The sequence below is a fragment of the Streptomyces sp. S3(2020) genome, assembly GCF_013044505.1.
Lineage (GTDB): Bacteria > Actinomycetota > Actinomycetes > Streptomycetales > Streptomycetaceae > Streptomyces.
Window position 1 is genome coordinate 25,516 of sequence record NZ_JABERD010000082.1, and the last position, 12,912, is coordinate 38,427.

The window sequence follows — 12,912 nt, forward strand, 5'->3', positions numbered from 1 at the left end:
ACGGATGTCACCCCGTGGTCGTCTCGACGGCCTAGGCGGCTCCCGCTCCCGTCAGCGACCGCACCTCGGTCTCCGCGTGCTTGGCCTCGTCCGCCACCTCCGCCGACGTCACCGTCCCGAGCCAGCCGGCGACGAAGCCCAGCGGGATCGAGACGAGGCCGGGGTTCTGCAGGGGGAAGAACTGGAAGTCGACCCCCGGGAACAGCGACGCGGGGCTTCCCGACACCACCGGCGACAGCAGCACGAGCGCCACGGCCGGAATCAGCCCGCCGTACACCGCCCACACCGCACCGCGAGTGGTGAACCCGCGCCAGAACAGCGAGTAGAGCAGCACCGGCAGATTGGCGGACGCGGCGACCGCGAAGGCGAGACCCACCAGGAAGGCGACGTTGAGGTCGCGGGCCAGGAGGCCGAGCCCGATCGCCACCACGCCGATACCGACGGCGGCGACGCGCGCCACGGCGACCTCGCTGCGGGGCTTGGAGTTCCGCCGACGCAGCGACGCGTACAGGTCGTGGGCCACGGACGCGGAGGAGGCGAGGGTGATCCCGGCGACGACCGCGAGGATCGTGGCGAAGGCGATGGCGGCGACGATCGCGAACAGAACCGTTCCGCCAGTGGAGTCCGCGCCTCCGCCCAGGTCGAGGGCCAGCAGGGGCACCGCCGTGTTCCCGGCCGCGTTGGACCCGCGCACGGCTTCCGGCCCCACGATCGCGGCGGCCCCGAAACCGAGGACGATCGTCATCAGGTAGAAGCCTCCGATGAGCCCGATCGACCAGACCACCGAACGGCGTGCGGCCCGCGCCGTGGGCACGGTGTAGAAGCGCGAGAGGATGTGCGGCAACCCCGCCGTACCCAGGACCAGCGCGAGCCCCAGGCTGATGAAGTCGAAGCGCGCGGTCCAGTCCCCGCCGTACTTGAGCCCGGGTGCCAGGAACTTCTCACCGTGCCCGCTGCGTTCGGCCGCGGTGAGCAGCAGCTGGTCGAAGTTGCCGTGGAACCGCACCAGCACGAGCACGGTCAATGCGATCGTGCCGCTGAGGAGCAGGACCGCCTTCACGATCTGAATCCATGTGGTGGCCCGCATCCCTCCCAACGACACATAGATCACCATGAGCGCGCCCACCCCGATGACCGTCCAGGTCTGCGCCGCCTGGCCGGTACCGCCGAGCAGCAGCGCGACCAGGCTCCCCGCGCCCACCATCTGCGCCACCAGATACAGAACGGACACCGTGACCGAGGAAGTTCCCGCCGCGATCCGCACCGGCCGCTCACGCATCCGCGCCGCCACCACGTCGGCCAGCGTGAACCGCCCGCAGTTGCGCACCAGTTCGGCGACCAGGAACAGCACCACCAGCCACGCCACGAGAAAGCCCACCGAGTACAGCATCCCGTCGTAACCGAAGAGCGCGATGAGCCCGGAGATGCCCAGGAAGGATGCCGCCGACATGTAGTCGCCCGCGATGGCAAAACCATTCTCCATCGGAGAGAAGAGCCGACCCCCCGCGTAGAACTCCTCCGCCGAACCGTGCCGGTTGCGGCTCACCCACGTCGTGATCGCCAGCGTGACCGCGACGAACGCGCTGAACAGCAGTAACGCCAGCGTCTGATGGTTGCCCGTCACGAAGCACCGCCCCGGATGCCCCGTGTCAGCTCCTGGGTGTCCCACCGCAGCTCCAGCGCCGCCCGATCCCTGCGCAGCCGCGCGTGCCGGGCGTACGCCCACGTCAGCAGGAACGTGGTGAGGAACTGCCCGAGTCCCGCGATCATCGCCACGTTCACCGCACCCGCCACCGGCCGTGCCATCAGCCCGGGCGCGGTCGTCGCGGTCACGACATACCCCACGTACCAGCCGAAGAACGCGATGGACGCCGGCACGACGAACCTTCGGTACCGGCCGCGCACCTCCTGGAAGGCCGCGCTGCGCTGCACCTGGAGGTACACGTCCGCGGCCGCGGCCTCCTCCTGCCGCGCCCGCCCGGGCTGAGCAACGGGCAGCGGCACAGGCGCGCCGGCACCGCCCAACTCGCCCCAGCCGGAGGCGAGTGCGTCGTACCAGGGGTCCTCGTACCTCACCGCTTCGGACGTCTCGGCGAGCGCCGGGTCGCGACCGTCATGGTGTTCGGCCGCACTTTCGGGACCACCCCCGCCGCCGCGGGGACGACCGTTGCTTGACTGCATGCCCAAGGATGGACAGAACGGGAAGATCCCCGACTCTTCTTCTCCTCGCGCTTCACCCCATCAGGTGACTCAACCCGCCGGAGGCCGCACAAGTCCCTTCGCGTACGCGTAACGCACCGCCTGCGCCCGGTCCTTGAGCCCCGTCTTCGCGAACAGGTTGTTGATGTGGGTTTTCACGGTCGCGGTGGAGACATGCAGTCTTCTGGCGATCTCCTGGTTGCTGAGCCCGTCGGCGATCAGCACCAGCACCTCGGTCTCCCGCCCCGTGAGCCCGTCAGGCGCCTCGACGGGCTCGACCGGCTGAGGCCCGGTTTCCGACAGCCGCTCCAGCAACCGCCGCTGGATGCTCGGTGACAGCCCGGCGTCCCCGGACAGCACACTGTGCACCGCCCTGACGATCTCGTCCCCTCCCGCGTCCTTCGTCAGATAGCCGCGCGCTCCGGCTCGCAGCGCCGGGAACAGCGACTCGTCGTCCGCGTACGTGGTGAGCACCACCACCTGGGTGCCGGGGTGCTCGGTCCGGATCCGCCGGGTCGCCTCCACGCCGTCGCAGCGGGGCATACGCAGGTCCATCAGCACCACGTCCGGGGCGAGTTCGGCAACGAGTCGCACCGCCTCGTTCCCGTCCCCCGCCGCGCCGACAACCTCGACGCCGGGCAGCAGGCCCAGCAGCATCACGATGCCCTCCCGGACGACGGTCTGGTCGTCGGCGACCACCACCCGCGCGGTCCGGCCCTGGACCTCCTCCGTCATACGGGCACCTTCAGCGTCACCACGAACCCCTCCTCGTCCGGCCCGGCCTCCAGCGAACCGCCGAGCAGTTCGGCACGCTCGCGCATGCCCAGCAGACCGTACCCGGCTCCCGCCGCCGTGAGTTCGCCCGGCGCTCCCCCCGAATCCCGTACGCCCAGGGTCACTTGGTGCTCGCCGTAGTGCAGCCTCAGCCGGACCTTGGCGCCCGGAGCGTGCTTGCGGACATTGGTCAGCGCCTCCTGGGCCACCCTGCGGACGGCCTGCGAGGCTTCGGCCGACAGGCCCCTGTGCTCACCCGTAATGGTGACCTCGGCATCGGCGGTGGTCTCCACGAGCTGGGCCAGGAAGTCCTCCAGCGGCGTCAGATCACCGCGCAGCGCCGAGAGAGCCTGCCGGGTCTCGGCGAGCCCGTCCCTCGCCATCCCTCGTGCCGCCACGACCCGCTCGAGGATCTGCTCCCGGTCGGCGCCCCGCTCGATCAGCAGCCGAGCGGCCTCCAGATGCACGAGCTGCGCGGAGAGGCTGTGCGCCAGCACGTCGTGGATCTCGCGTGCGATGCGGGCCCGCTCCGCGAGGGCCGCCGACTCCGCCTCCGCCGCCCGCGCGGCCCGTTCCTGTGCCAGCAGCCGCTGGGCGTTGCCACGGGCTTCGGCGTCGAGGCGCAGGGTGTAGCCGGCGAGCGCCAGCCCGGCTGCCGTCACCGCGGTCGTCAGCCACACGTCGTTGTTCATCGCGACGAAGGCCGCGAGGGAGACCGACGTCACGGGCAGCGCGGCAGCGAGGGGGAGCCGCTCCAGGGCACTGATGGCACAACCGCACCAGATGACGAGAGCCACCGTCGCGAAGCCGACGGCCTGTCCCACGACCGCGATCCCCACGAGCCCGGTGATGAGCGCGATCGACGGCAGGAACCGGTGCGCGAGCGTGGCACGCCAGAACGCCCAGGCGACGAAGGCGGTCAGCAGAACCCCCGCAACGGCACCGACCACACCCCATCCACGGACGTGAGTGCTGTTGTACGCGCCCCAGAGCAGCATGCCGATCACCAACAGCCGCACGAACCAGCCGATCATGCGCCGGGACCGTGCGGCGCCGTCACGGCCGAGCGCCTCCCGGGAAGGCCAGCGTGTCCAGGCGTTCTCCGTCACACACGCTCCTTCCATGCGGGCCCGGATATGCCGTCACCGTACGCCGCGCCCTGTGCGGGAGCCGTGTGCAGGGACTGGGCACGCAGGGCGAGGATCCCCGAGCGGACGAGGAGTGTGGCTGCCAGGGCGAGGAGCAGGGCGGACGACTCCTGGTGGACGCCCAGCGCGGCACCGAGGGCGTAGAGACCGACGCGGAGGGCTATGCCGGCGATCCAGACCATTCCGCTCGCCTTGGTGCTCTTGCTCCACACGGCTCCGTCCGGCTCGGTCCATATGCGGGTGGTCAGGGCCCAGGCGGCTCCGATAGCCAGGCCGATGAGCAACTCGGCGGTGAGCAGGACGACCGACGCCGTGTGGTGCCGGGCGTCGACGATGCCGGGCTCGCGCAGCGCCACGACCCCCAGGACGACGGGCAGCAGCCACCAACGCCGTCCCGCGTCGATCTGCTGTGCGCGGAACTGGCGCGCGATCACCAGGGCGACCACGGCCACGATCAGAAACGCGTCGACCAGCCCGGACATCAGAGCCTCCGTGAGCGAAGAAGGGCGATGCCGACAGCGAGCGCTGCCGACGCCTTCGAAGCTACGGAATTTCGCAGGTCAGGAGATCGGAGCGGGGGTGGATCGTGGGTGGATCCGCGAGGGCGGCGGCGTCCACCCACGGGTGGAGAGACGCTGCCGCCGGCCTGCCGCCGACCTGCCGCGGATCGGCGGCCCTCGCAGGCTGACAGCGGCCGTTCCCATCGCCTCGCGTCCAGCCCGGCACCGCAGATCGGAGCCTCGTGCGACGGGGCGGGGCTTCACTCACGGCACGGACCCGCCGCTGAGCGAGGATGAGCAGCGCGACCCGAGCGAACGCACGCTGAGCGAAAGGACGTTCAGCGAAAGCACGCTGAACGAACACATACCGAGCGAACGCATGCCGAGCCGAGCGTCGTGGTCCGGTCGGCGTCGACGCGCTCACGCGCCCCGCAATGAACCGGAGAGCACGCCTCAGACGCGCGCCCCGGACCGAGCCCGGCCCCTTCACCTGCCCGAACCGACCGCTTCAAGCGCGGCCACGCCCGCCGTCCACCGGACCGCCATGGCGAAACCCGGGAGAGCCCGGCCGGGGTCCTGCCCCGGCCCCATCGCCGGTCGGACCCCAGGCCCAAGCCCGGCGCAGCGTCACGCGTCGATGCGCGACCGGTCCAGCGTCGCCGCCGAGCTGGAGATGAACTCCTTGCGCGGCGCCACGTCATTGCCCATCAGGAGGTCGAAGACCTGCTCGGCGGCCTCCAGGTCGGAGAGGGCGATGCGTCGCAGGGTGCGGTGTCGGGGGTCCATGGTCGTCTCGGCCAGCTGGTCGGCGTCCATCTCACCGAGGCCCTTGTACCGCTGGATGGAGTCCTTGTGCCGAACGCCCTTGGTCTGGAACTCCATGAGCTTGTCGCGCAGCTCACGGTCCGAGTACGTGTACACGTACTTGTCCTGCCCCTTCTTGGGCTGGACAAGCTCGATGCGATGCAGCGGCGGCACCGCGGCGAACACCCGGCCCGCCTCGATCATCGGCCGCATGTAGCGCTGGAACAGCGTCAGCAGCAGGGTCCGGATGTGGGAGCCGTCCACATCGGCGTCGGTCATCATGATGATCTTGCCGTAGCGAGCCGCGTCGATGTCGAAGGTCCGGCCCGACCCCGCTCCTATGACCTGGATGATCGCGCCGCACTCGGCGTTCTTGAGCATGTCGGTCACGGACGACTTCTGGACGTTGAGGATCTTGCCGCGGATCGGCAGCAGCGCCTGGAACTCGGAGTTCCGGGCCAGCTTCGCCGTACCGAGAGCGGAGTCTCCCTCGACGATGAAGAGTTCGCTGCGGTCGACGTCGTCGCTGCGGCAGTCGGCGAGCTTGGCGGGCAGCGACGAGGACTCCAAGGCCGTCTTCCGGCGCTGCGCGTCCTTGTGCTGACGGGCCGCGATACGCGTACGTGCGGCCGCGACCGCCTTCTCCATGACGACCCGGGCCTGCGCCGCCGCGTCCCGCTTCGTGGACGTCAGGAACGCCTTGAGCTCCTTGGCGATCACGGTGTTCACGATGCGGCGGGCAGCCGAGGTGCCGAGGACCTCCTTGGTCTGGCCCTCGAACTGCGGTTCGGCCAGTCGCACCGTCACCACCGCCGTGAGGCCCTCCAGGGCGTCGTCCTTGACAATGTCGTCCTCGGCGACGCGGAGCAGCTTCTTGCCGCGCAGCACCTCGTTCATGGTGCTGGTCACAGCGGTCTCGAAGCCCGCGACGTGGGTGCCGCCCTTGGGAGTCGCGATGATGTTCACGAACGACTTCAGGGTCGTGTCGTAGCCCGTGCCCCAGCGCATGGCGACATCGACGTCGAGCTCCCGGGTGACCTGGGTCGGCGTCATCTGTCCGTGCTCGTCCAAGACCGGGACCGTCTCCTTGAAGGTGCCCTGGCCGGAGAAACGGAGGACGTCGCAGACCGCCTTGTCGGTGGCGAGGTACTCGCAGAACTCGCTGATGCCGCCGTCGAAGCGGAAGGACTCCTCGCCCTTGCTGCCGCCCTCGCCGAGACCGAACTCGTCACGGACGACGATGGTCAGCCCGGGCACCAGGAACGCGGTCTGACGGGCGCGCTGGTGGAGGTGGTCCAAGGACAGCTTGGCGTCCTTGAGGAAGATCTGCCGATCGGCCCAGTACCGCACGCGCGTGCCGGTGCGGGTCTTGGGGACCCGCTTGGTCTTGCGCAGACCGCCCGTCTCGAACTTGGCGTCGGGACCGGCCGCGGCGAAGGCACCGGGGACACCGCGCCGGAAGCTGATCGCGTGCGTGTTCCCAGCGCGGTCCACCTCGACGTCCAGCCGGGCGGACAGGGCGTTCACCACGGACGCACCGACGCCGTGCAGGCCGCCGGAGGCCGCGTAGGATCCTCCGCCGAACTTGCCGCCGGCGTGCAGCTTGGTCATGACGACCTCGACGCCGGACAGGCCTGTCTTGGGCTCGACATCAACCGGGATGCCCCGGCCGTTGTCCCGGACCTCCACCGAAGCGTCATCGTGCAGGATGACCTCGATGTGGTCGCAGTAGCCCCCGAGGGCCTCGTCCACGGAGTTGTCGATGATCTCCCAGAGGCAGTGCATCAGGCCTCGACTGTCGGTCGAGCCGATATACATACCCGGGCGCTTGCGTACGGCCTCGAGCCCCTCGAGGACGAGCAGGTGCCGCGCGGTGTAGTTGGAACCGTCCCGGTCTGCTCCTGCCAGCAGCGCTGTGGACGGCACGGACGTCTCGGCGGTCACGCGGTTCGCTCCTCGCTGAATTTCAGATGTGGCCCTTTTGGGTAAGGGCGCGGCTTCGGTCGCCGCCAAGAGGGTACCGAGGCCTGGTAGAGCCGTTGTAACGCCACCCTCGTCTGAACTCACGATAGTCCAGAGTCGCATACGTGTTCGATCCCTCGATGGAGTGAAGTACATATCACGTTCCCTTCGAGGCATGAACCATTTAGGCTCCGGGCACGTCCTCATGAACAACCGGCAACCCAGCCGGGAGGACGGACATTGACAGCAAGAGCGAAACCGTAAGACACATAGACACGCAATACGGCACATTCGCCGCCAACCGGCAGCAGACAGCCGGACTCGAAGATTTTTTTCGAGGAGAAGCCCTGAGCGGGAACGTTTTGGGGCTGGTTGGATGTTGACCCTGGTACGACAGCTCGTCGAGCTAGAGAAGAGGCGACGTGACTACTGTTCTGACCCCCGCGAGCCCGTTGACGGCCGCCGATCGCTGCGACCGCTGCGGCGCCCAGGCATACCTGCGCGTCGTCCTGCTCAGTGGCGGTGAACTGCTCTTCTGCGCCCACCATGGCCGCAAGTTCGAGCCGGAACTCAAGAAGATCGCCGCTGAGATACAGGACGAGACGGAGCGACTGACTACCGTTCCGGCATCCTCCAACGAAGAAGAGCGCTGACACCTCGCGTCCACGACGAGCCAGCGTCGGCACAGGCCGGCACACGGGCGGCCGCCCCTGGGAACAGGGGCGGCCGCCCGCGCCGTACCCGGCAATGGCTCTCAGGCTCCGTCAGGGGCCCGCGTGCGTGCCTCGCCGACCGTCACCCCACCCGAGCATCCGCACGACGTCAGACACGCGCGTGTAGACGCCGGGACTGCCCCGGCGACCGCAGCCACTCCCCCAGGACACGAGCCCGACCAGCTTCCCCTGGGCGACGAGCGGCCCGCCACTGTCCCCCTGGCAGGAGTCGACACCCCCCTCCCGCTCCCCGGCGCACAGCATCGTGCCGGAGGCGTAGGTGCCGTTGGCGCTGCCCGGATAAGCCCGCTCGCAGAGGGCGTCGGCGAGCACATGCAGGCGTGCCGCCCGCAGACTGCGCGCGTAGTCGCCGCCCCCCGTGGCGTCACCCCAGCCGTAGACGGTCGCGGCCGTCCCCGGCTCGTACGCCGCGTCACCGGGGGGCGCCATCGCGATGACGGAGCTCTCCGCCACGGGCTCGGCAAGCCTGAGGACCGCGAAGTCCCCCGCGTTGGTGCTCGCGTCGTATCCGGGGTTCACCCAGGTGTCACGGACGGGGATCTCCTGCCCCTGCTCCGAGAGCAGGTCCGTACGGCCCGTGATGACCTTGAGATCGCGCACCCGGTTCGGCGGCGCCCCCAGGACGTCATCGCCCAGACAGTGGGCCGCGGTGAGCACGGTGGTCCGGCCGACGGCCACCCCGCCGCAGAACTGCCCCGCGCGAGTACCTCCGAAGCGGTCACGGCTGGACAGTGCCACGGTCCACGGCCCCTCGGAGATGTCGACGGGGAATCCGCCGACGACGATGCTGTCGGCGGCCACAGGGGCGACGGGGACCAACGGTATGGCGCCCGTCGCGGCCGCCAGGATCAGCGACCCGGTCAGCGCCCGGGCAAAGGGACGACGCATGCACGTTCCTCACTCTGGGGTGGTCATGGGACACCCAGAGTGATCCACGGCGGCGCGACGCGCACCCGCTCAGCACGAAGGCCCGGCTTCCCAACGAGAGAACCGGGCCCTCGACGTCGTACGACCGCGACCTAGTCGAGGTAGTCGCGCAGCACCTGAGAACGCGACGGGTGGCGCAGCTTCGACATGGTCTTGGACTCGATCTGGCGGATGCGCTCGCGCGTCACGCCGTACACCTTGCCGATCTCGTCGAGGGTCTTCGGCTGACCGTCGGTGAGACCGAAGCGCATGGAGACCACACCGGCCTCGCGCTCGGACAGGGTGTCCAGCACGGAGTGCAGCTGCTCCTGCAGCAGCGTGAAGCTGACCGCGTCGGCCGGCACCACGGCCTCGGAGTCCTCGATGAGGTCACCGAACTCGCTGTCGCCGTCCTCGCCGAGCGGGGTGTGCAGCGAGATGGGCTCGCGGCCGTACTTCTGGACCTCGATGACCTTCTCGGGGGTCATGTCGAGTTCCTTGGCCAGCTCCTCCGGGGTGGGCTCGCGGCCCAGGTCCTGAAGCATCTGACGCTGCACGCGCGCGAGCTTGTTGATGACCTCGACCATGTGCACCGGAATACGGATGGTGCGGGCCTGGTCGGCCATCGCGCGGGTGATCGCCTGACGGATCCACCAGGTGGCGTACGTGGAGAACTTGTAGCCCTTGGTGTAGTCGAACTTCTCGACCGCGCGGATCAGACCGAGGTTGCCCTCCTGGATCAGGTCCAGGAAGAGCATGCCGCGACCGGTGTAGCGCTTGGCCAGGGAGACCACCAGGCGGAGGTTGGCCTCCAGGAGGTGGTTCTTGGCGCGGCGGCCGTCCTCGGCGATGATCTCCAGCTCACGCTTGAGCTTCGGGGCGAGCTTGTCGGCGTTGGACAGCTTGTCCTCGGCGAACAGACCGGCCTCGATGCGCTTGGCGAGCTCGACCTCCTGCTCGGCGTTGAGGAGCGGGACCTTGCCGATCTGCTTGAGGTAGTCCTTGACGGGGTCGGCGGTGGCACCGGCCACGGCGACCTGCTGGGCAGGCGCGTCGTCCTCGTCGTCGTCGGAGAGGACGAAACCCTTGGTCTCGCCGCCCTCCTCTTCCTCTTCGCCGGGCTTGATCTCCTCGAGGGCCTCGTCCTCGGCACCCTCGGCGTCGTCCTTGCCGGCGGTCGTCTTCTTCGCCGTCGCCTTCTTGGCGACGGTCTTCTTCGCGACCGCCTTCTTGGCGGTCGTCGTCTTCTTGGCGGCGGCCTTCTTCACGGGCGCCTCGTCCTCGACGGAGGCCTCGGCGGCGGGCGCCGCCGGGGTGGCAGTGGCGGTGGCCTTCTTCGTGGTCACCGTCTTCGCAGCGACCGTCTTGGTGGCGGTGCGCTTGGCCGGACTCTTCGCTGCGACGCTCTTTCGGGTGCGCTTGGGCTCCGCGGCACTGACCATCAGCGTCACACCCTCTTCCTCGAGGATCTGGTTGAGGCTGCGCAGTACGTTCTTCCACTGAGTGGCCGGAATCTGGTCAGCTTCGAAGGCCCGACGCACGTCATCGCCGGCGATCTGCCCCTCAGCCTTTCCCCGCTCAATCAGAGCCATGACAGAGACGGACTCGGCGATCTCCGGCGGGAGCGTACGGGATGTGCTGGCCGACACGAACAACCTCTCGGAACGTTGGAAAACGGCTTCCGGCCCCGTCCGGGATGGACAGGAACCGACCACCGGCCGTGGGGGTGGGCCGACGGTGCGGGCGGGGGCCGGGGAGATGCACAGCGCCTTTCATGGCGTCCGTATTCCCTCCGCGGCTGTCACCTCTTAGGTCATCGCGTTGTTTCCACAAGCGTTACGCCCAATCTGCGTGGCCCGAGTCACACCCCGTAAGCGTTCAAAAACGGTCAGAAGCGGACGGAAGAGGTCACCAGTGTGTACTTCGAGGGCGGCGGCACCCTGTCGCACCGTCGGACCCCGCAGGAATCCGAAGGATCCTGCGGGGTCCGACGGGGGACGGTTCACCGGCCGAACGATGCCCAGGAGGGGGAGGCACCCTCCGGCCGTACCGCCCGCGGTGCGCGGTCAGTGCTCGCGCGGCGCCGGCACCACGCGCTCGACCTCAGGATGAATGGTGAGCAGCTGCCGCACGGCCGCCTCGGCCGCCGTCCCGTCGCCGGTGGCGAGGGCGTCGACGATCCTGCCGTGCTGCACCAGCGACGCCTCGTTCGGCCGCTCACATCCCGTGACCGGGCCGCCGGAGACCTGGAGGGCCGCCGAGACGATTCCCGAAAGGTGCTCCAGCATGCGGTTGCCCGCGACCTGGATGAGCAGGGAGTGGAACTCGGCGTCCGCGCGGGAGAAGGTGAGCGCGTCACCCTGCCCCATGGCGTGCCCCATGATCTCGACCATGTCGGAGAGCCGCTGCTGGACGTCGTCGCGTCCATGGCCGGCGGCGAGGCGCGCGGCGAGCGGTTCGATCGTCCAGCGCAGCTCGCTCAGCTCGCGACGCTGATCGTCGCGCTGCGGCCCGAAGGCCCGCCACTCGATGATGTCCGGGTCGAGCAGGTTCCAGTCACTGACGGGGCGCACGCGCGTGCCGACGTTCGGACGGGCACTGACCAGCCCCTTGGCCTCCAGGACACGGAGGGACTCACGGACGACGGTGCGGGAGACCTCGAAACGCTGGCCGATCTCCTCGGGCACCAGCGGGCGGTCGGCACCCAGGTCGCCCGAAACGATCATCTGGCCCAGCTGCTGGACGAGTTGGCCGTGCAGTCCGCGTCCACGGCTGCCCGCGGCGCGTCGGCCCACGCGGCCCAGCTCGGGGTCCGCGGCGTCCCAGGCGGACACCCCGACCCGGTCGGCGGCGGGCGACTCGGCATAGGGGTAGCGGTCGAGTTCGCCCGGGCCGGCGAGGCCGGAGTCTGCGGAGCGGGCGGCGGTCATCATGGTGTGCGCAAGGGTACTCACGGATCCTTTGTCGGCGCCGTCCTCAACTGCCTTGAGGTCTTTGGTGAAAAGCACACGAAAGGGTGATCGCTCACCCCGTCGCAATTGACGCCTTATCGGAAAGAAATGGGCTTTCCACGGGGAGTTGTGCGCAGAGCGGGACTGGACGGGCGCGGACGGTCGTCATCGGACCCTGCTTCGCAGGGTCGTGAGCACATATGCGCAGAGCAGGGCCATCAACGACAACGTCAGCGCACCACCCACGGGTTGGGCGATCATGCGCACCGCAGCGGAAAGATAGCGCTCTCCACCGAAGGGCCACTGCAGCAGGAGCGCCTCACGCAGCCGCAGCGGAAACCCGGCCGCCGTCCGCACAGCCGGTCCTTCCAAGGCTTTTTGTACGAGGGGTACGACCAGGACGGGGACCGCGAGCACCGCCGCCAGTCCGGCCGTGGTGGACCGGAAGATCCCGGCGGCCAGCACACCGGCCCAGGCGCACCCGATCACGAGCGCGATCCAACTCGCGCCCAGCGGCAGCCAGTCGGTGGGAACTTGCGCGAGCTCCCGTCCGTAGAGGAGGTAGAGCACTTCGGCGTCGCAGCCCACCGCGAGAAAGGCCAGCAGCAGCGCGGTGGCCGCGGAGACGACGAGTTTGGCCGCGAGCAGCCCCAGTCGGCGGGGCACGGTGCCGCGGTCCGCCGCCAGGGCGGGGTGGCGGAACTCGTCGCCGAAGGCGAGCGCCCCGAGCAGCCCCGCGCCCAGTGCCGCGGGCGGCAGCGGCAGCTCCTGCGGCCACGCCGCCAGCAGGCGGTGCTGCGGGGTATGACCGACACGGGCGAGGAGTACGGCGGTCAGGGCGGAGACGACGAGTACAGCGGCCCCGGTGAGAAACCCGGTCCCGATTCCGACGGCACGACGCACCTCGTACCGCAGTGGGCGGAGGGGGCTGGGG

10 protein-coding genes and 1 pseudogene are annotated in these 12,912 nt (G+C 69.4%); 1 reads left to right on the forward strand and 10 read right to left on the reverse strand.

The features are described 5' to 3' along the window. Positions 1–31: 31 nt before the first annotated feature. From HLK59_RS25190 to HLK59_RS25215, 6 genes are all read right to left on the reverse strand, one after another. The gene (locus HLK59_RS25190) at positions 32–1,624 is read right to left on the reverse strand and encodes a cation acetate symporter (RefSeq protein WP_171143776.1); all 1,593 of its coding nucleotides are present in this window, start codon (positions 1,622–1,624) and stop codon (positions 32–34) included. After that, positions 1,621–2,181 carry a DUF485 domain-containing protein gene (locus HLK59_RS25195; protein WP_171143777.1) on the reverse strand — a complete coding sequence of 187 codons (561 nt, stop codon included), beginning with the start codon at positions 2,179–2,181 and terminating at the stop codon, positions 1,621–1,623. The genes HLK59_RS25190 and HLK59_RS25195 overlap by 4 nt, the downstream gene beginning before the upstream one ends. A 69-nt stretch (positions 2,182–2,250) precedes the next feature. Further along, a complete protein-coding gene (locus tag HLK59_RS25200; RefSeq protein ID WP_171143778.1) occupies positions 2,251–2,934 on the reverse strand; it encodes a response regulator transcription factor in 684 nt (227 codons plus the stop codon). Further along, positions 2,931–4,082 carry a histidine kinase gene (locus HLK59_RS25205; protein ID WP_171143779.1) on the reverse strand — a complete coding sequence of 384 codons (1,152 nt, stop codon included), beginning with the start codon at positions 4,080–4,082 and terminating at the stop codon, positions 2,931–2,933. Before HLK59_RS25205 ends, HLK59_RS25200 begins: the two co-directional genes overlap by 4 nt. Next, positions 4,079–4,603 (reverse strand): CcdC protein domain-containing protein, encoded by a 525-nt coding sequence (locus HLK59_RS25210; protein ID WP_171143780.1) that lies wholly within the window; start codon positions 4,601–4,603, stop codon positions 4,079–4,081. The genes HLK59_RS25205 and HLK59_RS25210 overlap by 4 nt, the downstream gene beginning before the upstream one ends. 645 nt (positions 4,604–5,248) lie before the next feature. Further along, positions 5,249–7,369 carry a DNA topoisomerase IV subunit B gene (locus HLK59_RS25215; protein WP_171143781.1) on the reverse strand — a complete coding sequence of 707 codons (2,121 nt, stop codon included), beginning with the start codon at positions 7,367–7,369 and terminating at the stop codon, positions 5,249–5,251. A gap of 440 nt (positions 7,370–7,809) precedes the next feature. Here HLK59_RS25215 and HLK59_RS25220 point away from each other — a divergent pair, with 440 nt between their 5' ends. Further along, positions 7,810–8,040, forward strand: a complete 231-nt coding sequence (locus tag HLK59_RS25220; RefSeq protein WP_046257057.1) for a hypothetical protein — start codon at positions 7,810–7,812, stop codon at positions 8,038–8,040. A gap of 111 nt (positions 8,041–8,151) precedes the next feature. Here HLK59_RS25220 and HLK59_RS25225 read toward each other — a convergent pair whose 3' ends face one another. The 4 genes and pseudogenes from HLK59_RS25225 to HLK59_RS25240 form a co-directional block, all read right to left on the reverse strand. After that, the gene (locus tag HLK59_RS25225; RefSeq protein WP_171143782.1) at positions 8,152–9,009 is read right to left on the reverse strand and encodes a serine protease; all 858 of its coding nucleotides are present in this window, start codon (positions 9,007–9,009) and stop codon (positions 8,152–8,154) included. Between the two features lie 131 nt (positions 9,010–9,140). Continuing rightward, a complete protein-coding gene (locus HLK59_RS25230; RefSeq protein WP_171143783.1) occupies positions 9,141–10,676 on the reverse strand; it encodes an RNA polymerase sigma factor in 1,536 nt (511 codons plus the stop codon). Between the two features lie 417 nt (positions 10,677–11,093). Next, positions 11,094–11,981, reverse strand: coding sequence for a FadR/GntR family transcriptional regulator (locus HLK59_RS25235; protein ID WP_171143784.1), 888 nt, complete (start codon positions 11,979–11,981; stop codon positions 11,094–11,096). 162 nt (positions 11,982–12,143) lie between these two features. Then, positions 12,144–12,912, reverse strand: a pseudogene (locus tag HLK59_RS25240) (ABC transporter ATP-binding protein); the annotation flags it as partial.